Below are 20,152 nucleotides of genomic sequence, written 5' to 3'. Positions count from 1 at the left end.
CCGCATGGCGATGCCGTGTCTTGCCCCGCCCTGCCCGCCTGACAAAGGCAAATGGTGACCGGACATGCGCCTCGGCAACTGGCGCTTCCGCACCCGCTGCGATCGGACGGAAACGCCTGAGCGGAGACGCAATGAGCGGATTTCCGTTACCCGGCGGAATGACGATGCTTCTGCTCGTGACAAATGTCGCGTGAGAACATATATAGAACAAATGGCACGACAGACCCTAAAACAGAAACTGGAAATTCTCAGCGATGCGGCAAAATATGACGCCTCTTGCGCGTCATCCGGATCGACCAAGCGCCATTCCCGCGATGGCAAGGGGCTGGGGTCCAACGAAGGCAGCGGGATCTGCCATGCCTATGCGCCCGACGGCCGCTGTATCAGCCTGCTCAAGATCCTGATGACCAATTTCTGCATCTATGATTGCAGCTATTGCATAAACCGTGCCTCCTCCAACGTGCCCCGCGCCCGGTTCACCGTCGACGAGGTGGTGCGGCTGACGATAGAATTCTACCGGCGCAATTACATCGAAGGGCTGTTCCTGTCATCGGGCGTCATCCGCTCACCCGACGCGACGATGTCCGACATGGTGCAGATCGCTCGCAAACTGCGCCACGAGGAGAACTTTCGCGGCTACATACACCTCAAGACGATCCCCGACGCCGCGCCCGAGCTGATCAAGGAAGCGGGGTTGCTGGCCGACCGTTTGTCGATCAACGTCGAACTGCCCACGGATCAGGCGGTGCAGCAATATGCGCCAGAAAAGAAGCCGGAACAGATCCGCCGGGCGATGGCCAATGTGCGCATGACAAAGGAGGCCGGCAAGGACAAGTCGTTTACCGGCAAGCGCCCGCCCCGCTTTGCCCCCGCCGGACAGTCCACGCAGATGATCATCGGGGCCGACGGCTCCAACGATGCGACGGTGCTGGGGCAATCGACCCGACTTTACTCTAGCTACAAACTCAAACGCGTCTACTACTCTGCCTTCTCGCCTATTCCCGACAGCTCTGCCAAGCTGCCGCTGATCCGGCCACCGTTGCAACGCGAACATCGCCTATACCAGGCAGACTGGCTGCTGCGCTTTTACGATTTTCAGCTGGACGAAATCACGTCCGTCACGCGTGACGGCAACCTGGATCTGGAGATCGACCCAAAGCTGGCTTGGGCCCTCGCGCACCGGGCAGTGTTTCCACTGGACGTCAACCGCGCCAGCCGCGAGATGCTGTTGCGAGTGCCGGGCTTCGGCGTCAGAACCGTTAATCGGCTCCTCGCCAGCCGCCGCCACCGGACGCTCCGCTACGAAGACCTCCTGCGTATGGGAGCACAGATGAAGAAGGCCCGGGCCTTCATCACCGCAGGGGGCTGGACACCGGGGGCCTTGACCGACAGCGCGGATTTGCGCGCACGCTTTGCCCCGCCGCCCGAACAATTGGTCCTGTTCTGATGCATCGGGTTACCCTGCCCCCTATTGGCACCTTCCGCGCATGGCGCGACGCCGCCCGCAGTTTTCTCGCAGGGAACGTCCCGCCTGAGCAAATCCTTTGGGGCGATCATGCAACCGCCCCCGACCTGCTCAGCGACGACAGCCCACCGACGGACGGAGGCGCGGTATCGGTACCGCGCAATTTCATTCAAATGGCCGAAACGGTTGTCTGGCACAGTGATCCGGAACGCTTTGCCCTGCTCTATGCCTTCCTGTGGCGGCTGAGAGAAACACCACACAAAAACCTAATGGCAGATCGGGGTGACCGGGATCTGGCAAGATTGCGCCGGATGGAGAAAAACGTGCGCCGGTGTCAGCACAAGATGAAGGCCTTTGTCCGCTTTCGCGAAATTGGCCGTCCAGGCGCGGCACGTCGCAGTTTTGCAGCCTGGTTCGAGCCAACCCATCACACTGTCGAGCCGACAGCGGATTTCTTCGTGCGCCGCTTTGGCGATATGGATTGGCGGATCCTGACGCCTGATGTGTCGGCTGTATTCGAGCAGGGCAAACTGTCGTTTTCCGAGGGATATGACAAGCCCGATCTGCCGGAGGATGCCAGCGAGGCACTTTGGATCACCTACTTCCAGAACATCTTCAATCCTGCGCGCCTCAAGGTGCAGGCAATGCAATCGGAAATGCCCAAGAAATATTGGAAGAACCTCCCCGAGGCCGCGTATATTCCGCAGATGATCGCCGATGCGCCGATGCGTGCCCGCGCCATGGCGGAGGCAGCGCCGACCCTGCCCCCTGCCCGCGTCGAACAGCTCAAGGCGCAACTGGCGTCCTGCAAATCTGCCTGGAGCGGATCCTCGGAAGCCTTGCCAAAGGCAATCCGAAGCTGCACGCGCTGCCCCCTGCATTGCAACGCAACGCAAGCCGTGCTCGGAGAAGGACCGGCCCAAGCCGACCTTATGATCGTGGGTGAACAGCCCGGCGAGATGGAGGATCTGAGTGGACGTCCGTTTGTAGGACCGGCGGGCCAGCTCTTCGACCAGGCCGCCGCCAAGGCCGAACTGGACCGCGAGACCGCTTATGTCACCAATGCTGTGAAGCATTTCAAGTTTTCTGTCCGCGGCAAGAGGCGCATCCATCAACGGCCGGATGTCTCCGAAATCGAACATTGTCGCTGGTGGCTTGATGCCGAAATCGCAACCGTTCGCCCCAAGTTGATCTTGGCCATGGGCGCCACCGCCGCGCGCAGCTTGACGGGGAAGGAAACCGGTCTTCACGCCCGGCGCGGCACCATCGAAACAGGCAGAGCGGGTCTGCCGGTCCTGATCACCTTTCACCCCGCCTACCTGTTACGATTGTCAGAACCGGAGGTCCGCAAGCAGGCCGAAGCGCAGTTCACGCAGGATCTGGCGTTGGCGGCGACCTTTGTCGCGCCGGACAAGGCCCCGGCGCATAGCGATCATCTGCAAGCCTTTACCCAGGAGGCTCCGAGCCCCCGCGCACCCTGACACGTTGCGATCACGTGGCGCTCAGCAGCCAATCATAGACCAGCCGGGCCCGTTGCGAGGCATGGGGGGCCAACCTGATGTAGAAGTTTTCCACCGTTTCGACACGGTCCGGCAGCAAAGGCACCAACTCACCGCTCTCAAGATAGGTTTCGGTCAAGCCAACCCAGCCCAGAACCGCCCCCATGTCATCGCGCGCCGCCTGCAGGGCAATCACGTAATTGTTGACGCTGTGACTGTGCTTCACGGGCCCAGCGTACCCGAGATTTCGAAACCAGCCGGTCCAGTCGGTCCAACCAGCCCCCGCAGATTCAAAATGTATCAGCGGCAGCTTTGCAAGATCCGCAGCATGCTTGACCGGGTGCAGTTCGGCGAACCGCGGACTGCCGAGCGCCATGATCCGGTCATGAAACAAGGTGCTGCAATGGCCGGACACGCGCGGCTTGATACCGTAGTGAATACTAAGGTCGCAATCTTCCGCGCTTTGCTCGGTATCACTGACAATCTGGGCAACCGAGATATCGCCGTGTGATTTCCAAAACTGCGCAAGCTTGGGTGTCAGCCAGAGCGAACTGACCGCCGTGGTCACCCGTATCGTGACCGAGGCCCGGTGCGACCGCTGTCTGAGCTGGTCCACCGCATCTCCCATGGCTTCAAAGCCGCGTTGCAGGGCGACCAGCAAGTAGGCCCCCGTTTCCGTCAGCTCCACGCCACGATGGTGGCGCCGAAACAACGGACAGCGCAATTCGGCTTCCAGGGCCTTCACCTGATGGCTGATCGCCGCCGGGGTGACATTCAGTTCCCGCGCGGCAGCCTTGAAGCCGACATGGCGTGCCGCGGCCTCGAACGCGACAAGGCTATTCATCGGGGGAAGGTCGTAAGGTCGTTTGGCCAAGAATTCCTCATTCACGTTAGATCAATCGCACCACTATAGCGCAATTCTGACCGCTTTTGGATATTTTCAGATTACTTCAGCTAAGCCTAGGTGAATTTTTCTGTCATTGCCGCCAATCGCGATTGTCCGCACGCTGCTTGCAACGGGAAAACGCAGTGCCCGCTGAAGCCTACTATTGAAAGGAGCGCGCCATGACCGAGGTTTCCACGACAAGAGCGCGGGGTCGACGCAGCCGCCTACATACCCGTCGCGACAGCACTCCAGGTCAAAACCCGCATCTGCGCGTCCCCTTCATCACCCGCCGGGTTCCCCCCTATGACCTTTTGGACGAAGAGGCACTCGTCAGAATCGAACAGGCCGCCGACCGAATTCTGGCCGAGATCGGCATGGAGTTTCGCGAAGACCCCGAAACGGTCGAGCTTTTCCGCCAAGCCGGTGGCAAGGTCCGCCAGGTATCGCCGGAAACCTGGAACATCAAATTTGAACCCGGCATGATCCGCGAAATCTTGCGAACTGCACCCTCACGGTTCACCCAGCACGCCCGCAATCCCGCGAATTCGGTCGAAATTGGCGGCGACGCGATGGTCTTTGCGCCCTCTTATGGGTCCCCCTTCGTGATGGATCTGGACAAGGGGCGGCGCTACGGCACGATCGAGGATTTCCAGAACCTGGTGAAGTTGGCGCAATCCTCGCCTTGGCTCCACCATTCTGGCGGGACGATCTGCGAACCGACGGACATTCCGGTCAACAAGCGTCATCTCGACATGGTCTATGCCCACATGCGGTACAGCGACCGCGCCTTTCTTGGCTCCATCACCGCACCGGAGCGCGCAAGGGACAGCATTGAAATGTGCCGCATCCTGTTCGGACCGGATTTCGTTGAACAGAACTGCGTCATTCTTGGGAACTTCAACACGACATCGCCACTGGTGCTTGACGGCATCACCACCCGCGGCATTCGCGAGTACGCCAGCGCCGGTCAAGGATCAATCCACTTGCCGTTCCTGCTTGGCGGTGCGGTATCGCCGCTGACAATGGCCGGAGCGATCGCCCAATGTCTCGCTGAATCAATGACCTCCTGCGCGCTCACCCAACTGGTTCGCCCCGGCGCACCAGCGGTGCTGGCCGGCTTTCTTTCCTCCATGTCTCTGCGCTCGGGCTCACCCACTTTCGGCACACCGGAACCGGCCCTTGGATCACTGGTGATGGGGCAGCTCGCCCGGCGGCTCGAGATGCCGCTGCGGTGTGCGGGCAATTTCAGCACCTCGAAACGACCCGATGCGCAGGCCATGCAGCAATCGATGATGTCGATGATGTCAGCGATACAGGGCGGCGCGAACTACATCCTGCATTCGGCAGGCTTTCTCGACGGCCTGCTCTCCATGTCCTACGAAAAATTCGTGATGGACACGGACATGTGCGGCGCACTGCATGCCTACCTGAGAGGAATAGAGGTGAGCGACGACACTCTGGGCGTGGAGGCGTTGGCCGAAAAGGGGCCCGGTGAACATCTGTTCGGCACCGAGCACACGCTGCGTCACTATCAATCCGCCTATTGGGACAGCGCCCTGAACGATGACCAGCCGTTCGAGAGCTGGGAAGAACAGGGAAGTATTGACGCCGCACAGCGCGCGAACGCGCGCTGGAAGTCCATTCTGGATCAGTATGAAGCCCCGCCGATGGATGCAGACACGGACGAGGCTTTGCAGGATTTCATTGCCCGCAAGAAAGCCTCGTTGAAGGATGCCTGGTACTGAAACCGCCCTCCTCAATCGCCAGCAAAGCACAACTCAAGGAAAGACCGATGTCCAAGGACCCGCTTTTGCAGCCCTTCCAACTGAAACACCTGACGCTGAAAAACCGGATCATGACCACCAGTCACGAACCGGCTTATCCGGAAGACGGCATGCCGAAGGAACGCTATGCTGCCTACCACGCGGAACGGGCCAAGGCGGGTGTTGCCCTTGCCATGACAGCCGGCTCTGCCGCAGTCAGCAAAGACAGCCCGCCGGTCTTTAACAACATCCTCGCCTACCGAGATGAGGTGGTGCCGTGGATCAAGAAGCTGACCGACGCCTGCCACGAACACGGCTGCGCGGTGATGATTCAGCTGACTCACCTGGGGCGCCGCACCAATTGGAACAAGGGCGACTGGCTTCCTTCCGTCAGTTCTTCCAAACATCGCGAACCGGCGCACAAGGCGTTTCCGAAGCTGGCCGAAGCTTGGGACATCGAGCGGATCATATCGGACTTTGCCGACGCTTCCGAACGCATGAAGGAAGGCGGCATGGACGGTATCGAATTGCAGGTCTACGGGCATCTGCTTGACCAGTTCTGGTCACCGCTGACCAATGATCTGGATGGGCCTTATGGCGGGCAGAATCTGGAAAGCCGTCTGAAACTGCCGTTCGAGGTGCTGCGGGGAATCCGCAAACGCGTCGGCGATGATTTCATCGTTGGCCTGCGCTACACCGCGGACGAGGCCGAGGCGGGCGGGATCACGCCCGAAGAAGGCCTCGAGATTTCCAAACGTCTCGCCGACAGCGGCATGGTCGACTTCCTGAATGTGATCCGTGGACGTATTCACACCGACCCCGCCATGACCGACGTGATCCCCGTCCAGGGTATGAAGAATGCGCCGCACCTCGATTTCGCCGGCGCGGTGAAGGAGGCGACCGGGATGCCCACCTTCCACGCCGCCAAGATCCCGGACGTTCCCACCGCACGCCATGCGGTGCAGGCGGGTTTGCTCGACATGGTCGGCATGACGCGCGCCCATATGGCCGACCCCCATATCGTGCGAAAGATCACCGAAGGCCGGGAGGATGACATCCGCCCCTGCGTTGGCGCGACCTACTGTCTCGACAGGATCTATCAGGCGGGAGACGCGCTGTGCATTCACAACGCGGCAACCGGGCGCGAGCTGACCATGCCGCATGAGTTGACCACCGCGGAGCAGAAAAAGAAGGTTGTGATCGTTGGGGCGGGACCGGGCGGACTCGAGGCGGCGCGTGTGGCCGCCGAACGCGGTCACGAGGTGACGGTCTTCGAAGCCCAACCCGACCCCGGCGGACAAGTACGCCTGACCGCTCTGAGCCCGCGCCGACGGGAAATGATCTCAATCATCGATTGGCGCATGGCACAATGCGCGGCACGGGATGTCGAATTCCGGTTCAACACCTGGGCAGAGGCAGAGGACGTGACCGCGCTGGACCCTGATGTGGTAATCGTTGCAACAGGCGGCTTGCCCAACACGGAACTGTTTGAAAGTGGACGGCAACAGGACCTCGTGGTGACCAGCTGGGACCTGATCTCAGGCGACGTGAAACCGGGGCAGAACGTGCTGATCTATGACGAAAGCGGCGATCACCCTGGCTTGCAAGCAGCAGAAGTGGCAGCCAATGCCGGTGCATCGGTCGAGGTTATGACACCAGACCGGGTCTTTGCGCCGGACATCATGGCGATGAACCTCGTACCCTACATGCGCGCCCTACAGGACAAGGACGTGACCTTCACCGTGGCCCGACGACTGCTTGACGTCAGCCGCGACGGGAACCTGCTGAAGGCAAAGATCGGCACCGACTACAGCGACTTCACGTCGGAAAAGAGCTACGATCAGATTGTGGTGAACTATGGCACGCTGCCGCTTGATGACCTCTATTTCGACCTCAAGCCCCTGTCCGCCAACGGAGGAGCCGTCGACTACGATGCGCTGATCGAAGGGCGTCCTCAGACCGTGCAACGCAACCCCGGTGGCTCGTTCCAGCTATTCCGCATCGGCGACGCCGTCAGCGCCCGCAACACCCACGCGGCGATTTACGACGCGCTGCGCCTGGTGAAGGATATCTGACCCTCCTGTATCCGCACTTTGCTCTCGTAAGCTACCTGAGCAAAGAACGAATATGGAGTTAGTCGCAGGCCGCTGTCACGATGATCTCGACCTTCAGATCCGGGCGCGCAAGCCGGGCTTCGCCGCAGGCGCGGGCGGGGGCATGGCCTTCCGGCACCCATGCGTCCCAGACCTCGTTCATCTCGCCGAAATCCTTCATGTCGGCGAGCCACACGATTGCCTGAAGGATCTGCCGCGGCGAGGAGCCTGCCTTCTCCAGCAGCGCCTCGACGCGGGCCAGGCAGTCGCGGGTCTGTTCGGCCACGGTGGCGCCATCGCCGACCTGGCCGCACAGGTAGGCGACGCCATTGTGCTTCACGATCTTGCTCATGCGGGGGCCGGTATCGATCCGTTCGATCATCTTTCTCTCCTATTCGGCGGCATGTGAAGGCGGCTCGTCCATCGCGGCGAGCTCGCCAAGCGTTACCGGTTTTATCGGCGGCCGGATACGGTAATAGCCGGTCTCGTCCGGGGATTGTCCATGGGCATCGGCAAGCAGCGCGGTCACGGTCAGCCCGCAGTAGCGGCCCTGGCAGGGGCCCATTCCGGCCCGGCTGAAGGCCTTGGCCTGATTAGGGCCGAGACAGCCGAGCCGGGCGTGGCTGCGGATGCTGCCCGCGGTCACTTCCTCGCAGCGGCAGACGATGGTGCCGTCGGCAGGCTGCAAGGCCTCTGCATAGGGCGTATAGGCCGCATCCAGGAAGGGGCGTACCGCGATTTCCCGGCTGCGGGCGCGCAGAAGCGGGCGGGCAAGGCGGTCGCGTTCCGGGACAGAGACCCGCCCCAGTTCCTCCGCGGCCTTCAGAGCGGCGATGCGGCCTGCGTATTCGGCGGCCATGGCGCCGTGGATGCCGGCCCCGTCACCCGCGATCAGGACGCCGGGTTTGGCGGTCTCCCCCCATGTGCCGGTTTCCGGCACAAAGCAGTGCTGAGCAGGGGACCACAGGTGCGGCACGCCGATCGAGCGGGCGGCCTGGGTGTTCGGCACCACGCCGTGGTGCAGCAGGACGGTGCCGCAGGGGATGCGGTGCGTCCGGCCGTTGCAGCGGAAGGTCAGGGCTTCGGCCGCGGTGCCGCCTTCCACGGCAATGGCCGTTGCGCCAGTATGGCGGGGCACGCCGGCGCGCCGGATTTCTGCCAGCAGCTTCAGTCCCTTGGCGAGGTAGCGCCAGCCGCGCAGCGCCCCGGGCAGGTGGCGGCCTGCCGCACGCAGGCTCGCCCGGGTCTGGGTCTCGACCAGTGCCAGCGGCGGCGTGCCCGCGCGCACCATCTGGGCGGCGATGAGGTAGAGCAGCGGCCCGCTCCCCGCGAGCACCGCACGGCGGGGCAGCACACCCGATTGCTTCAAGAGGATCTGCGCCGCTCCGGCCGTCATCACCCCCGGAAGGGTCCAGCCAGGCACCGGCATGGGACGCTCCAGCGCGCCGGTGGCCAGGATCACCCGGCCGGCCTCCAGCTGGCCGCCGTGGCCGTCCCGGGTGAAGGAGATGCGCAAGCCGTCCTCGACCGCCCAGACGACGGTGCCCGGCAGGTAGCGGATCTCAAGCCGGGCGATCCCCGCCGTCAGAGACAAGCCATGCAGATAATCCGGCCCCAGTATCGCACCGCGCGGTCCGGCGGCGCGGTCCACCTCGCGGTAGATCTGCCCGCCGGGGCGGTTCTGCTCGTCCAGAAGGGCGACGTCCAGCCCTCTTTGCGTGGCCTCTGCGGCGGCGGCCATGCCGGCCGGCCCGGCGCCGATGATGGCAAGGTCAAAGCGTTCCATCGCGCACCTCTGCTGCGGTTTCATGCGGGCGGGAAATGCGCAGGCCGTCTTCGGCTTCCATCATGCAGGCCTGGCGCAGGGTGCCGCCGGTCTCCACCAGGCATTCGAAACAGGCTCCCATCATGCAGTACGGAGCCCGTGGCGCGCTGGACACCGGCGTGTGCCGGAACACCTGCACGCCGGCGGCCAGCAGCGCGGCGGCAAGGTTGGCCCCCTCGGGCACATCGAGCGGCTGGCCGTCGAACCAGATCCGCACGCGGGGGGGCTCTTCCAGCTCAAGAAACAGGGAATCGGTCTTCACTGAACACCTCCAGATCGGGGGCTGCGGATGTGCCTTCCAGCCAGTCCGGCAGAAACAGCGCGTGCGCCGCGGCCAGGGTGATGCCGCTGTGGCAGGTGACGAGGTAGGCCCCGGGCAGTTCCGGGCTTTCCTGGTAGATCGGCAGCCCGTCCGGCGTCAGGATGCGCAGCGCGCCCCAGCTGCGCACCAGCTGCGCGCGGGCAAGTGCCGGATAGGCCGCCACGGCTTCGGCCGCGAGCCGGGACAGCCCCGGCTGGGTCACCCTGTCGTCCAGCCCCGCTTCTTCGTTGGTGGCGCCGATCTGAATGCCGCCCTCGTCCACCTGGCGGGCGATCAGCGAGGGCCGGTGGATCATCTTCGGCAGCTTCTCGGTGATCAGGACCTGGCCGCGCTGCGGCCGCACCGGCGCCTTGAAGCCCAGCTTCGGCCCGAGCTCCATCGCGCCAAGGCCCGCGGACAGGATGACCTTTCCAGCCGTCACCACGGTGCCGTCCCCGCAGCTCACGCGGAAGCCATCCGGCTTGGCTACGCCGGTGACGGTCTTGCCGTTCAAGACCCGGCCACCCCGCCTGCGGACGTCTTCGGCCAGCGATTGCAGCAGCCGCAGCGGGTTTGCGTGGCCGTCCTGGTGATGCAGGATCGCGCCCGCAACCTTTGGCCCTATATGCGGCTCCTCGCGGCTCAGCGCGTTGCGGCCCAGCACCTCAAACGGGTAGTTGCCGCCAAGCTTCTCCTTCAGCGTTTCGTATTGGGCGACGGTGGAATAAAGCGTCTCTTCGGAGAAATGCAGGTCATAGCCGCCGTTCTGCTCCAGCCCGACGGAGCGGCCGGTGCCGTCTTCCAACTCGGCGGCAAAGCCTGCCCAGGCGGCGGCGGACCGCTGGCTCCAGGCGGCGTAGCGCGGCTGCTTCATCCCCTTGGACTGGACCCAGACCAGCCCGAAGTTGCCGCGGCTGGCCCGGAACGCGCCGTCATCGCCGTCCAGTACCGTGACGCGCTTGCCGCGCCTGAGCAGCCCCCAGGCTACCGACAGGCCGACGACGCCGCCGCCGATCACTGCATAATCTGCTTCCATTCTGCCATCTCTCCGGGATTGGGTGCGGGGCGGCGCGGTGCCGCCCCCTCCGGCCGCGGGTTACTTGCCGATCTTGTCAAGAATGTCCTGGCCCCACTCGGCGCCCACGTCTTCCAGAACCACCGGCCAGACCTCGCCGCGCACCTTGGCGGCCATCGCTTCGCGCTCGGCGTCGCTCAGCTCGACGACCTTGGCGCCAAGCTCGTCGGCCAGCCGCTGCTCCCATTTGCGCTGGTCCTCTTCAGCCACGGTCCAGCGCTTGGCCTCGAACTCGGCCGCAGCGGTCCTCAGCGCTTCCTGATCCTCCGCGTCCAGTTCCGCCAGCGACTGGTTGGAGATGATCATGTACCAGACCTCGAAATGGGTATTGGCGGGCACATAGGCTTTGGTCACATCGCGGAAGGAGGCATAGTAGCCTTCGGCGCCGGAGCCGATCACGCCGTCGACAACGCCGGTCTGGATCGCGGTAAAGGCTTCGGAGAAGGGGATCGGCGAGGGGATGTAGCCAAGTGCCTCGCCAGTCATCTGGAAGCTCTTGATGCCAGGCACCCGGACCTTGATGCCGTTCGGCTGCGATGGATCGCCGGGGTTGACCGGGTCGGTGTTCAGCGCGATGCCGCCGAAATACACCGGGTAGGCTGCCAGCATGGTGATGTCCTGCTTGGCGTAGAGCTCTGCCATCACCTCGCGCACCGGGCCTTCAGGACCGTAGATCGCGCGCGCGTCCTCCCAGTTGCCTGCAAGGTAGGGGAAGGAGCTGATCTGCATCCGGCGATCAGCGGCCGCGGCTGCGGGCTGGGTCGCCATGTCGATGGCGCCGACGCTGATGCGTTCCTGAACCGTGGTGTAGTCCCCCAGCGCGGATGCCGGGAAGATGTTGATCGACACGTCGCCGCCGGTGGCCTCGTTCACCTCGGCGGCAAAGGCACGTAGCTCCTTGTCGATGGTGGTGTCCTGCGGCCGCACGTGGCTCATCTTCAGGTCGGCGGCCGAGGCAAGGCCTGCGAGCGACATCAGCGCGGCGGCTGCGGTGCCGGTCAGAAAGTGTTTCATGGATGGTCTCCTCCGTTGGTGTCAGGGGTGGGTCAGTAGCCGAAGAGGCGCGGCAGAAAGAGCGACAGGTCGGGCCAGAGCGAGGTCAGGAAGACCACCGGCACATAGCCTGTCAGGATCAGGATCATCGCGGGCGGGATCACCTTGGTGACCTTCACGTTGCCGATCCGCGCGCCAAGGTAGAGGATCGAGGCATAAGGCGGGGTGACGCCGCCCATCGCGGTGTTCACGCCCATGATCGCGGCGAATTGCACCGGCGACACACCGATCGCCTGCATCAGCGGCAGCAAGAGCGGCGCGATCAGGATGATGGCGGTCACGTCGTTCACCACCATGCCGACCAGGAACAGCAGGATGTTGACGAAGATCAGCAGCAGCACCTTGTTCTCGGTGATCTCGAAGATCGCGCTGACCATTTTCTGCGGGATCGCCTCGTAGACGAACATCTGGCTCAGGATCATCGAGAACAGGATCATCACCATGATCGCGCCGACCGCGGTCGCGGCCTCCTTGCCGGCCTCCAGAAAGCTGTCCCATTTCAGCCCCTTGTAGATGAAGAAGCCGACCGGCACCGCGTAGATCACTGACAGGGCCGCGGCCTCGGTCGGGGTCATGATGCCGCCGTAGATACCGCCCAGGATGATCACCGGCATCAACAGCGCCGGGGTGGCGTTGAAGCCCTTCTTCGCCACGTCACCGGCCAGTTGCGAAACGCCGGGCACATCGTCCAGCACCAGGTCGAACTTGCGGCTCATCCACAGGTTCATGGCCGAGAAATTGAACATGATGAGCAGGCCCGGCCCCAGCGTCGCGAGGAAGCAGGCGAGGATCGAGGTGTCGGTGACCCAGCCATAGACGATCATGGTGACGGACGGCGGGATCAGCAGCCCGAGGATCGAGGAATTGGCAATCAGCGCGGTGGCGTATTCCCGCGGATAGCCCCGCTTTTCCATTTCGGGGATCAGCAGCGGGCCGATGGCGGCGATGCCGGTCAGCCCCGAGCCGGAGATCGCGCCGATGATGGCGCAGCTCACCGCCGCCACAACACCGAGGCCACCGCGGACATGGCCGATGAAGGCATTCACGAAGTTCAGCAGAGACGCGGCGATACCGCTGGCCGACATGATGGTGCCTGCCAGCACGAACAGCGGAATGGCCAACAGAACCGGGTTCCCCAGCTGCTGGGAGCCCCACAGCATCATGCCTTTCATGGTCACGTCGCCGAGGAAGTACATGATCATGAGGGCGGCGCCGAAACAGTAGGGCAGCGGCACGCCGAGGGTCAGCGTCAGCACCAGAACGGCAATGGCAAGAAGGGCGATCTCGATCATTTTGCGGCTCCCGCGCGCAGCGCATTGACGTGGCGCAGCAGGTGCAGCGCAGTGTAGAACATCATCAGGGCCAGTCCGACCACCAGCGCTGCTTCGGAATAGAATGTCGGCAGGTAGAGCGTCGGGCTCTCCTTCCAGACCCGCCAGGCGTAAAGGGTGTAATCCCACGCCCAGCTCAGCAGCCACAGGCCGACGATCAGGCTGATGATTTCACCGATGATCGCCAGTACGGTGTGGCCACGCTCTGTCTTGATGGCGATCTCCAGGACGTTGGCGCGGATATGGGTATCCTCGCGCGAGGCGTTGACGGCGCCCAGAATGTAGAGCCAGATGGTGGGATAGAGCATGGTCTCCTCCAGCCCCATCACCGGGATCTGCAGCACGTAGCGGGTGACGACCTGCACGAACTGCCCCAGGGCCACCAAACAGATCAGACCTGTCAGCAGATATTTGGAAAATGTGTCCATCGGTCCTCCCTCCCGTGGTCCCGCAGCGTGTCTGACGGATTTGGCTGGACACGGGGCATAAAATCAATTTCAAAATATCTGTGACTCCATCAATTTGCTTAATGGGCCGGGCATGAACTTTTCCCTCCGCCAGATATTCACCTTCCGGGAAGTCATGCGCAGCGGCTCCATTTCCCAGGCGGCGCGCACCGTCGGGCGCACCCAACCTGCTGTCAGCACGATGATTTCGACGCTGGAGGGCGAACTGGGCTTCAGCCTGTTCGTGCGCGATCAGGGCAAGCTCATTCCGACGCCGGAAGCGCGGTTTTTTCTCGAGGAATGCGAAACCGTTTTGGAGCGGATAGAGCGCATCGAACGCACGGTGAAGAAAATCCGCACCCACGAGGCAGGCAAGTTGCGTGTCGCCTGCCACCCGGCGGCGGCCGGAATGTTCATGCCGCGAATTCTAACGGAGTTCTTGCAAGGCAAAGGTGAGTTGGAAGTCTCGCTGATTATGCGCTCGTCTGACGTGATTGAAGACCTAATTGCCTCGCAGCAATTCGACATCGGCTTTGCCGAGACACCACTGCCGCGCCCTTCCGTGAAACAGATGGATTTCGATCTCGAATGTGTGTGCGTCGTTCCAGCCGACGATCCACTTGCGACAGCCGAGGAGATCACGCCGAAGGATTTGGACGGTCAGCCGATGGCGGTGCTGTTCGACAAGCACCCGTTGACGGTCCGGACAGAAGCGGCATTTCAAAAAAGCGGATACCAATTCCGCAAGCGGCTGGAGTTGCGAACCTGGGCACCGGGCCTGCAATTCGTCGCCGCAGGCATGTGTTACATGATCTGTGACATGATCACCGGCTACAGCTGCCTCCAGCAGCGGCAAACTACGACAGAGCTCGCGATCCGCCCGTTCCGCCCTCGGATCAGCACCAGCGTCTCGATCCTGACACCGGGCTACGCAACACAGTCCCTAACGTCAAAAGCCTTCACAACCCATCTATGCGAAGCCATTGGAAATATGCAGACTGAATTGCAAAACAGCCTTTAAGGCCAGGATGCATTGATTTTCAACGCGCTGCGTGACTCACGGCTCGGAAATCGCTGTCGTGACATCAGCGCCCTTTACTGGCTGACCAGCGCGCAAATGGCTGTGCTCACTCCCTTCCTCCCGAAGTCACACGGCAAGCCACGGGTGGGTGATAGACGGGTTCTGAGCGGGCTTTTCTGCATTGGTCGCAATAGATTGTGTTGGCGGGATCCGCCGCGGGAATGTGGTCCGCACAAGACGCTTCACTGCTCATGAAAGTGTTGGAGTGAGAAAAGCATCTTCACGCAGATGATGATCGCACTGGCCACCGAGCCCGGCGAGGAAGAGACCGTGATCGTCGACGCGATCTATTTGAAGGCGCATCGCACTGCGAACTGCAACTGTTGGTCATGACTCCTGACCCTAGGTATCCCAGAAGATAAACACGTTGGCGCTAAGATACGGTATGCGTGTTCATACATGAAACCGTTCCTGGCCGGATCAGGTTCGATGGGTCAGCGCATTTGCCGCTCTCAGCGCCGCAGGCGGGGCACGCCTACGGTAGGGGCTGAATAGTCGGCAGGTTATGACGCGGCACCGGCCTGTTAGGGGGAACGGTCGGCGCGGCGCTCAGCGCTCTACCCGAATCTGGTCACTGGCGTGGATCACACCGTCCTGCACGATCCGGCAGAGCACGCCGCGCAGGCGCAGCGGGCGGTTGGGCGTGTGGTTGATCCACGCAAGACTGTCGGCACCGTAGCGGTCGCGCCATTTGGCGCAGCCGGTGTTGAATTTATCCGAAACCTCGAGCACAGCTCTGCCCACATGCAGGCGGGTGCCGGTGGGCAGGTTGGCCTCGCTCATATCGAGGTCCGCCACCATGGTGTCGCCGGGATGGACGGTATGTGTGCGGTCGCGCCAGCACAGGTCCATCACCCGCCGCGGCAGGATCGAGACCTGAATGCGCGGGTCCGGGCTGCCGTCGGGCAGGGTCAGCCAGGGAGCTTTTAACCAGCGCTCACCTGCGATGCCGCCTGCCACGGTCAGATGCAGCTGCTCCGGAAAGCGACGTTCGCCATAGGCGGGGCGAAAACACAGGCTGTCGATGGCGGCCGCGTCGCGCGGCGCCGCCAGAATATGCGGCAGCGCCGCGTCGCATTCGGCGCGGCTGGCAAAGGCGGAGCGCTTGCTTGGGTCTGTGGTCATCTGGCTGCCCTCCGCCGGCCTGTGGATCAGCTGCGCGACAGTACGCTGGCGGGGCGGGCCTTGTACAGCGCGCCGGTGATCAGCCCGGCCACCACGGCCTTGATCAGATCCCCCGGCACGAAGGGTGCCATGACGGTCAGCAGGGATTCCCCCAGACCGGCGGGTTTCACCAGCATGTAATAGGGCACCGCTGCCAGATACATCGCGCCGATGCCGCCGATCACAGCTGCGACGATGGCGATCACGGTGATATTGCCGCGCTGCCAGGTCTGCATCACCAGACCGGCGACAAAGGCCGCAAGTGGGAAGCCGATGTAGAAGCCTGCCCAGGGAGTTGTGAACACACCCAACCCGCCGCGACCGCCGGTCAGCAGCGGCAGACCCGCCGCCACCAGCAGCAGAAACAAAAGCACTGCTAGCGCGCCGCGCTTGGCGCCGAGCACGGTACCACAGAGCATGACTCCCATGCTTTGGGCGGTGATCGGGATGCCGCTGGCCAAAGTCAGCTTGGGCAAGAGGCCAAGCGCGGCGATCATCGCGGTGAACAGGGCGATCAGGACGACATTGCGTTCCATGTCAGGGTTTCTCCTTGGTTTCCAGAATGCCTCCGCGGGCGCGCAATGCGTCGGCCAGGTGGTCGGCATCGTCGAGGGCTAGCAGGGTAAAGGGGACCACCACCCGCCATCCGGGGCGGCGGCGGGAGCGGGCACGCCAGGCGTCTGTCAGGCGCTGGCCGTTGGTAATCAATGTGGGTAGCAGGCGGATGACCAGCGCAATTGCCAGTTCCATCGCGCGGGTGTTCAGCCCAAGCCGCCGCAAGGGCGTGGCGAGCCAGCGAAACACCGCGATCATCTCGGACAAGGCGGTGGTCATGGTGACCAGATTGGCCAGCCCGACGGTGGTCAGCAGGCGCAGGATGAACTGGACGCCTTCAGCACAGGTGGCGGTGAGGCCATGCCAGAGCGCGAGGATCGCCACAAAGGGCCAGAGCATCCGCAGCCGCTCCATGCCGCTGAGGAAAAACCGTTTGCCCGGCAGCGCATATAGGCCCAGCATCGCAAGCGCTGCCAGAGTCTGAAGGCGCAGGTCGCTGAGCATGAACAGGCCAAAGGTGGCCACCGCCAAGAGGCCAAGCTTGACCCCGGCGGGCCAGTCGTGGGCGCGGGTTCTAACCGGCGAGGTGAGCGAGATCATCTGCCCCTCCCTGATCATGCATCGCAGCCAGATAGGCCGCCATCACCTCGTCCCGCGGGCCGGACTGGCGTAGCTGCCCCTGATCGATCCAGACCAGATGGTCGTAATCTGCCAGATCTGCCGGGTCGTGGGTGATATGCAGCAGGCTGCCCTGATAGAGACGCAAGTAACGGTTCAGCTGCGCCTTGGTTGGGATGTCGAGCCCGGCAAAGGGTTCGTCCAGAACCACCAGCCGCGGGTTCATCGCCACCACCGCCATCAGGCAGACCAGATGTTTCTGCCCCTGCGACAGGGTGTTCACATAGGCCTCCTGCCAGTGTTGCAGCCCAAAGCGGGCCAGCACCGCGGCGGCGGCGGTTTTGGCCTCGGCCTTGCTCTGGCCCTGCTGTTCGAGCCCAAAGGCCAGCTCCTCGCCGACGGTGGGGAAAATGATCTGATGCTCGGGGTTCTGAAACAGAATACCGACCTCATCCAGCGCGGCGCGCCGATCGCGGGCGAGATCGTGCCCGTTGACGCGGATCTCGCCGCTGCTGGGACGGGTCAGACCGGCGATCAGGCGGGCCAGAGTTGATTTGCCGGAGCCATTACGCCCAACGATCCCGATCCGGCGCTGGCACAGGTCCAGGGTCAGGCCGCGCAGGATGGTCTTGCCTTCGACGGTAAAGACGAGGTCGCAAAGCTCGATCCGGCTGGTCATGGTTTCTGGTCTTTCCGCTGCCTCTCAATCTGGGGCGGAGCCTTGGACTGCGGCTGCGCAAATATCAAGCATTTCCTGCTCTAAGGCGCCGCGGCTTCGGCAGATCCGTTGCTGATGCTGAGGATGGCAGTGTCAGCCGGTTGAAGGGCAGCGTTAGCCGCAAAGTAACCGCGGTAGCGGATATTCGTATGATAATTAGCGGCTGGGAAACGAGGTGGTGGAGCGTTGCATTGGCTAGGATAGCGCCAAGCTGCTTGCCCGGCAGGAACAGGAGGTTGAGATCGGCCGATCCCGCAAGACAAAAGGGCGCGAGCAGTCGCAACTCCACTGGGGTCTAAGGGGAACACGTCGCTAGAGTCAGGATGCATTGATTTCCGCCGCACTGCGTGGTTCACGGCTCGGAAAATGGAGCTGTGACATGAGCGATCTTTTCTGGCTGACCGACGAGCAGATGGCCAAGCTCCCCCCTTTTTTCCCGAAGTCGCATGGCAAGCCTCGGGTTGATGACAAGCGGGTGCTGAGCGGAATTATCTTCATAAATCGCAATGGTTTGCGATGGCGTGACGCTCCCGCCACCTATGGTCCCTACAAGACATGGTGTGATTGCGGCGGTCGCTCTCCTGCGGCGAACGAGGTCCGGTATGTTGGCCTCATGGATGTAAGCCGTGAGGAGAACGACCTATGGAATACTATGTCGGTTTGGATGTGTCGCTGAAAGAGATTTCGATCTGCGTTGTAGACAGGGATGGCGAGACTGTAGCGCATGGCGTCTGTCCCGCTGATCCCGAGGGCGTGGCGGGCTGGTTTCGCAACCGTGAACTCACGCCCCGACGGATCGTGCATGAAAGCGGAATGCTGTCGATCTGGTTGCAGCGCGGCCTCGCCGGTCTCGGTCTGCCTGCGACCTGCATTGATGCCCGCAAGGCGCACAAAAGCTTGTCGGCACGGCTCAACAAGTCGGATGCTGCCGACGCCGAAGGTCTGGCACAGCTTGCGCGCACCGGTTGGTTCACACCGGTCCACATACGCAGCGAAGAGGCGGACCGGCTTCGCAGCTTGGTAGGCGCGCGGGAACGGTTGATCCGGCTGCGTAAGGACCTCGAAGGTCACATTCGTGGCGTCCTCAAAACCTTCGGCATCCGTATGATCGGCATTGGCCAGGGGCGGCAGAGGCAGGCGTTCCGCGATCAACTGGCGGCAGCGGGCGAGACCGACCCGGTTCTGCGGGCCATAGCCGATGCCTTCATCGCGACCCATGCCAAGTTGTGCCAAGCGGCGGACGACCTGGACAAGGCGGTGAAGAAAACCGCCAGGGTCCATCCTGTCGCGCGCCGCCTCATGACAATCCCCGGTGTTGGTCCGGTCAATGCGCTCAGCTTCATAGCCCTGGTTGATGATCCCAGTCGGTTCAGCCGGACGTCGGATGTGGGCGCTTTTCTTGGGTTGACGCCAAAGCGGCATCAGTCTGGCGAGATGGATTGGTCGGGGCGCGTTTCGAAATGCGGTGACGGTGCGATGCGCGGGCTACTGTTCGAGGCGGCATCATCCGTGCTCCACCAGGTGAAACGTTTCTCGCGGCTGAAAAGCTGGGCCGTGCGACTGGCCAGACGGCGCGGCTTTCGCAAGGCGGCAGTCGCGACGGCCCGCAAAATCGCCGTGCTTATGCTGACGCTCTGGAAAAATGGAACCGACTATCAATGGACAAAGGAGGCCACCGCCTGATCTGAGTTCTCGCGTCCGAAGCGGGGAGCGCAGTCCCGACGGGACGGAGGTTGATCGATCTCGCTGTAGAGCATGGGATGGCCTGGTGCCACATCCCGCACAAGACATTGGAGACGATCCGCCACCGAAAACCATCATGAGGCGCTCAATGCGACCTCGGAGAGAACCATGACCCCGAACGGACAACACCCCTCCCACGCTTGACAAGGCCGCAATCAGAGAACGCTCTACAGCCGGTGGAAGCGTTGGAGCGAGAAAGGCATCTTTGCGCGGATGATGGTCGGGCTGGCTGCCGAATGCGGCGAAGCGAAGACCGTGATGATCGACGCGACCTACCTGAAGGCCCACCGCACAGCGACCAGCATGGCCGAGAAAAAGGGGGGCGTGGTCGCCTGATCGGTCGAACCAAGGGAGGTATGAACACAAAGTTGCATGCCATCTGCGATAGCCAGGGCCGACCTCTCAACCTGTTCGTGACCGCCGGGCAGGTGAGCGATTATGTCGGCGCACGGGCGCTGCTCAGCAGCCTGCCAAACGTCGATTGGTTGCTCGGGGATCGGGGCTATGACGCCGACTGGTTCCGAGAGGCATTGCAA

18 protein-coding genes and 3 pseudogenes are annotated in these 20,152 nt (G+C 62.8%); 9 read left to right on the top strand and 12 right to left on the bottom strand.

Annotation, left to right across the window (positions count from 1 at the left end; genetic code table 11):
* The first annotated feature begins 211 nt into the window (after positions 1-211).
* Both AB9K35_RS02410 and AB9K35_RS02405 read left to right on the top strand, forming a co-directional pair.
* Positions 212-1,447 carry a putative DNA modification/repair radical SAM protein gene (locus AB9K35_RS02410; RefSeq protein ID WP_369924283.1) on the top strand — a complete coding sequence of 412 codons (1,236 nt, stop codon included), beginning with the start codon at positions 212-214 and terminating at the stop codon, positions 1,445-1,447.
* On the top strand, positions 1,447-2,946 hold the full coding sequence (locus tag AB9K35_RS02405) for a UdgX family uracil-DNA binding protein (protein ID WP_369924282.1): 1,500 nt from the start codon (positions 1,447-1,449) through the stop codon (positions 2,944-2,946). The genes AB9K35_RS02410 and AB9K35_RS02405 overlap by 1 nt, the downstream gene beginning before the upstream one ends.
* A 10-nt stretch (positions 2,947-2,956) precedes the next feature.
* On the opposite strand, the gene AB9K35_RS02400 is transcribed toward AB9K35_RS02405, so the two are convergent.
* Positions 2,957-3,838: a LysR family transcriptional regulator gene (locus AB9K35_RS02400; RefSeq protein WP_369924280.1), complete on the bottom strand. Its 882-nt coding sequence runs from the start codon at positions 3,836-3,838 to the stop codon at positions 2,957-2,959.
* A gap of 191 nt (positions 3,839-4,029) precedes the next feature.
* Between AB9K35_RS02400 and AB9K35_RS02395 the strand changes: the two genes are divergently transcribed.
* Together AB9K35_RS02395 and AB9K35_RS02390 are read left to right on the top strand one after the other, a co-directional pair.
* On the top strand, positions 4,030-5,595 hold the full coding sequence (locus AB9K35_RS02395) for a trimethylamine methyltransferase family protein (protein WP_369924278.1): 1,566 nt from the start codon (positions 4,030-4,032) through the stop codon (positions 5,593-5,595).
* Between the two features lie 47 nt (positions 5,596-5,642).
* On the top strand, positions 5,643-7,688 hold the full coding sequence (locus AB9K35_RS02390; protein WP_369924277.1) for an FAD-dependent oxidoreductase: 2,046 nt from the start codon (positions 5,643-5,645) through the stop codon (positions 7,686-7,688).
* 58 nt (positions 7,689-7,746) lie between these two features.
* On the opposite strand, the gene AB9K35_RS02385 is transcribed toward AB9K35_RS02390, so the two are convergent.
* The 7 genes from AB9K35_RS02385 to AB9K35_RS02355 are packed head-to-tail and all read right to left on the bottom strand — an operon-like array spanning position 7,747 to position 13,719.
* Entirely contained in the window at positions 7,747-8,088 is a 342-nt protein-coding gene (locus AB9K35_RS02385; protein WP_369924275.1) for a RidA family protein, read from the bottom strand.
* Positions 8,089-8,097: 9 nt separating this feature from the next.
* Positions 8,098-9,492: an NAD(P)/FAD-dependent oxidoreductase gene (locus AB9K35_RS02380; RefSeq protein ID WP_369924274.1), complete on the bottom strand. Its 1,395-nt coding sequence runs from the start codon at positions 9,490-9,492 to the stop codon at positions 8,098-8,100.
* Positions 9,479-9,793, bottom strand: a complete 315-nt coding sequence (locus AB9K35_RS02375) for a (2Fe-2S)-binding protein (RefSeq protein WP_369924273.1) — start codon at positions 9,791-9,793, stop codon at positions 9,479-9,481. The genes AB9K35_RS02380 and AB9K35_RS02375 overlap by 14 nt, the downstream gene beginning before the upstream one ends.
* Positions 9,768-10,868, bottom strand: coding sequence for an NAD(P)/FAD-dependent oxidoreductase (locus AB9K35_RS02370; RefSeq protein WP_369924272.1), 1,101 nt, complete (start codon positions 10,866-10,868; stop codon positions 9,768-9,770). Before AB9K35_RS02370 ends, AB9K35_RS02375 begins: the two co-directional genes overlap by 26 nt.
* A gap of 60 nt (positions 10,869-10,928) precedes the next feature.
* Complete coding sequence (gene dctP, locus AB9K35_RS02365; protein WP_369924270.1) at positions 10,929-11,921, bottom strand: TRAP transporter substrate-binding protein DctP; 993 nt, start codon at positions 11,919-11,921, stop codon at positions 10,929-10,931.
* Between the two features lie 32 nt (positions 11,922-11,953).
* Entirely contained in the window at positions 11,954-13,252 is a 1,299-nt protein-coding gene (locus AB9K35_RS02360; RefSeq protein ID WP_369924269.1) for a TRAP transporter large permease, read from the bottom strand.
* Entirely contained in the window at positions 13,249-13,719 is a 471-nt protein-coding gene (locus AB9K35_RS02355) for a TRAP transporter small permease (RefSeq protein WP_369924267.1), read from the bottom strand. Before AB9K35_RS02355 ends, AB9K35_RS02360 begins: the two co-directional genes overlap by 4 nt.
* A gap of 112 nt (positions 13,720-13,831) precedes the next feature.
* Between AB9K35_RS02355 and AB9K35_RS02350 the strand changes: the two genes are divergently transcribed.
* Together AB9K35_RS02350 and AB9K35_RS02345 are read left to right on the top strand one after the other, a co-directional pair.
* Positions 13,832-14,758 carry a LysR family transcriptional regulator gene (locus AB9K35_RS02350; RefSeq protein WP_369924266.1) on the top strand — a complete coding sequence of 309 codons (927 nt, stop codon included), beginning with the start codon at positions 13,832-13,834 and terminating at the stop codon, positions 14,756-14,758.
* Between the two features lie 63 nt (positions 14,759-14,821).
* Positions 14,822-15,130, top strand: a pseudogene (locus AB9K35_RS02345) (transposase); the annotation flags it as partial.
* A gap of 237 nt (positions 15,131-15,367) precedes the next feature.
* Here AB9K35_RS02345 and AB9K35_RS02340 read toward each other — a convergent pair.
* Genes AB9K35_RS02340 through AB9K35_RS02325 form a run of 4 tightly spaced genes read right to left on the bottom strand, consistent with a single transcriptional unit; the run spans position 15,368 to position 17,834 of the window.
* On the bottom strand, positions 15,368-15,943 hold the full coding sequence (locus AB9K35_RS02340) for a hypothetical protein (protein WP_369924265.1): 576 nt from the start codon (positions 15,941-15,943) through the stop codon (positions 15,368-15,370).
* A 26-nt stretch (positions 15,944-15,969) separates the two neighbouring features.
* Entirely contained in the window at positions 15,970-16,518 is a 549-nt protein-coding gene (locus AB9K35_RS02335) for a biotin transporter BioY (protein WP_369924264.1), read from the bottom strand.
* Between the two features lies 1 nt (position 16,519).
* Positions 16,520-17,137: an energy-coupling factor transporter transmembrane protein EcfT gene (locus AB9K35_RS02330; protein ID WP_369924263.1), complete on the bottom strand. Its 618-nt coding sequence runs from the start codon at positions 17,135-17,137 to the stop codon at positions 16,520-16,522.
* Positions 17,112-17,834 carry an energy-coupling factor ABC transporter ATP-binding protein gene (locus tag AB9K35_RS02325; protein ID WP_369924262.1) on the bottom strand — a complete coding sequence of 241 codons (723 nt, stop codon included), beginning with the start codon at positions 17,832-17,834 and terminating at the stop codon, positions 17,112-17,114. The genes AB9K35_RS02330 and AB9K35_RS02325 overlap by 26 nt, the downstream gene beginning before the upstream one ends.
* A gap of 418 nt (positions 17,835-18,252) precedes the next feature.
* Here AB9K35_RS02325 and AB9K35_RS02320 point away from each other — a divergent pair.
* From AB9K35_RS02320 to AB9K35_RS02310, 3 genes and pseudogenes are all read left to right on the top strand, one after another.
* Positions 18,253-18,429: pseudogene (locus tag AB9K35_RS02320) on the top strand (transposase); the annotation flags it as partial.
* Positions 18,430-18,515: 86 nt separating this feature from the next.
* Entirely contained in the window at positions 18,516-19,556 is a 1,041-nt protein-coding gene (locus AB9K35_RS02315; protein ID WP_369924261.1) for an IS110 family transposase, read from the top strand.
* Between the two features lie 219 nt (positions 19,557-19,775).
* Positions 19,776-20,152: pseudogene (locus tag AB9K35_RS02310) on the top strand (IS5 family transposase); the annotation flags it as partial.

Origin of the sequence: Leisingera sp. XS_AS12 (genome assembly GCF_041224635.1) — a bacterium.
GTDB lineage: Bacteria > Pseudomonadota > Alphaproteobacteria > Rhodobacterales > Rhodobacteraceae > Leisingera.
This window is presented reverse-complemented; position numbering and strand designations above follow the sequence as displayed.

Excerpts from the sequence above, each read along its gene's own strand:
- AB9K35_RS02395 (WP_369924278.1), top strand. The coding sequence starts at position 4,030 with ATGACCGAGGTTTCCACGACAAGAGCGCGGGGTCGACGCAGCCGCCTA.
- AB9K35_RS02335 (WP_369924264.1), bottom strand. The coding sequence starts at position 16,518 with ATGGAACGCAATGTCGTCCTGATCGCCCTGTTCACCGCGATGATCGCC.
- AB9K35_RS02370 (WP_369924272.1), bottom strand. The coding sequence starts at position 10,868 with ATGGAAGCAGATTATGCAGTGATCGGCGGCGGCGTCGTCGGCCTGTCG.
- AB9K35_RS02340 (WP_369924265.1), bottom strand. The coding sequence starts at position 15,943 with ATGACCACAGACCCAAGCAAGCGCTCCGCCTTTGCCAGCCGCGCCGAA.
- AB9K35_RS02405 (WP_369924282.1), top strand. The coding sequence starts at position 1,447 with ATGCATCGGGTTACCCTGCCCCCTATTGGCACCTTCCGCGCATGGCGC.
- dctP (WP_369924270.1), bottom strand. The coding sequence starts at position 11,921 with ATGAAACACTTTCTGACCGGCACCGCAGCCGCCGCGCTGATGTCGCTC.
- AB9K35_RS02410 (WP_369924283.1), top strand. The coding sequence starts at position 212 with ATGGCACGACAGACCCTAAAACAGAAACTGGAAATTCTCAGCGATGCG.
- AB9K35_RS02355 (WP_369924267.1), bottom strand. The coding sequence starts at position 13,719 with ATGGACACATTTTCCAAATATCTGCTGACAGGTCTGATCTGTTTGGTG.
- AB9K35_RS02385 (WP_369924275.1), bottom strand. The coding sequence starts at position 8,088 with ATGATCGAACGGATCGATACCGGCCCCCGCATGAGCAAGATCGTGAAG.
- AB9K35_RS02380 (WP_369924274.1), bottom strand. The coding sequence starts at position 9,492 with ATGGAACGCTTTGACCTTGCCATCATCGGCGCCGGGCCGGCCGGCATG.
- AB9K35_RS02330 (WP_369924263.1), bottom strand. The coding sequence starts at position 17,137 with ATGATCTCGCTCACCTCGCCGGTTAGAACCCGCGCCCACGACTGGCCC.
- AB9K35_RS02390 (WP_369924277.1), top strand. The coding sequence starts at position 5,643 with ATGTCCAAGGACCCGCTTTTGCAGCCCTTCCAACTGAAACACCTGACG.
- AB9K35_RS02315 (WP_369924261.1), top strand. The coding sequence starts at position 18,516 with ATGGAATACTATGTCGGTTTGGATGTGTCGCTGAAAGAGATTTCGATC.
- AB9K35_RS02360 (WP_369924269.1), bottom strand. The coding sequence starts at position 13,252 with ATGATCGAGATCGCCCTTCTTGCCATTGCCGTTCTGGTGCTGACGCTG.
- AB9K35_RS02350 (WP_369924266.1), top strand. The coding sequence starts at position 13,832 with ATGAACTTTTCCCTCCGCCAGATATTCACCTTCCGGGAAGTCATGCGC.
- AB9K35_RS02325 (WP_369924262.1), bottom strand. The coding sequence starts at position 17,834 with ATGACCAGCCGGATCGAGCTTTGCGACCTCGTCTTTACCGTCGAAGGC.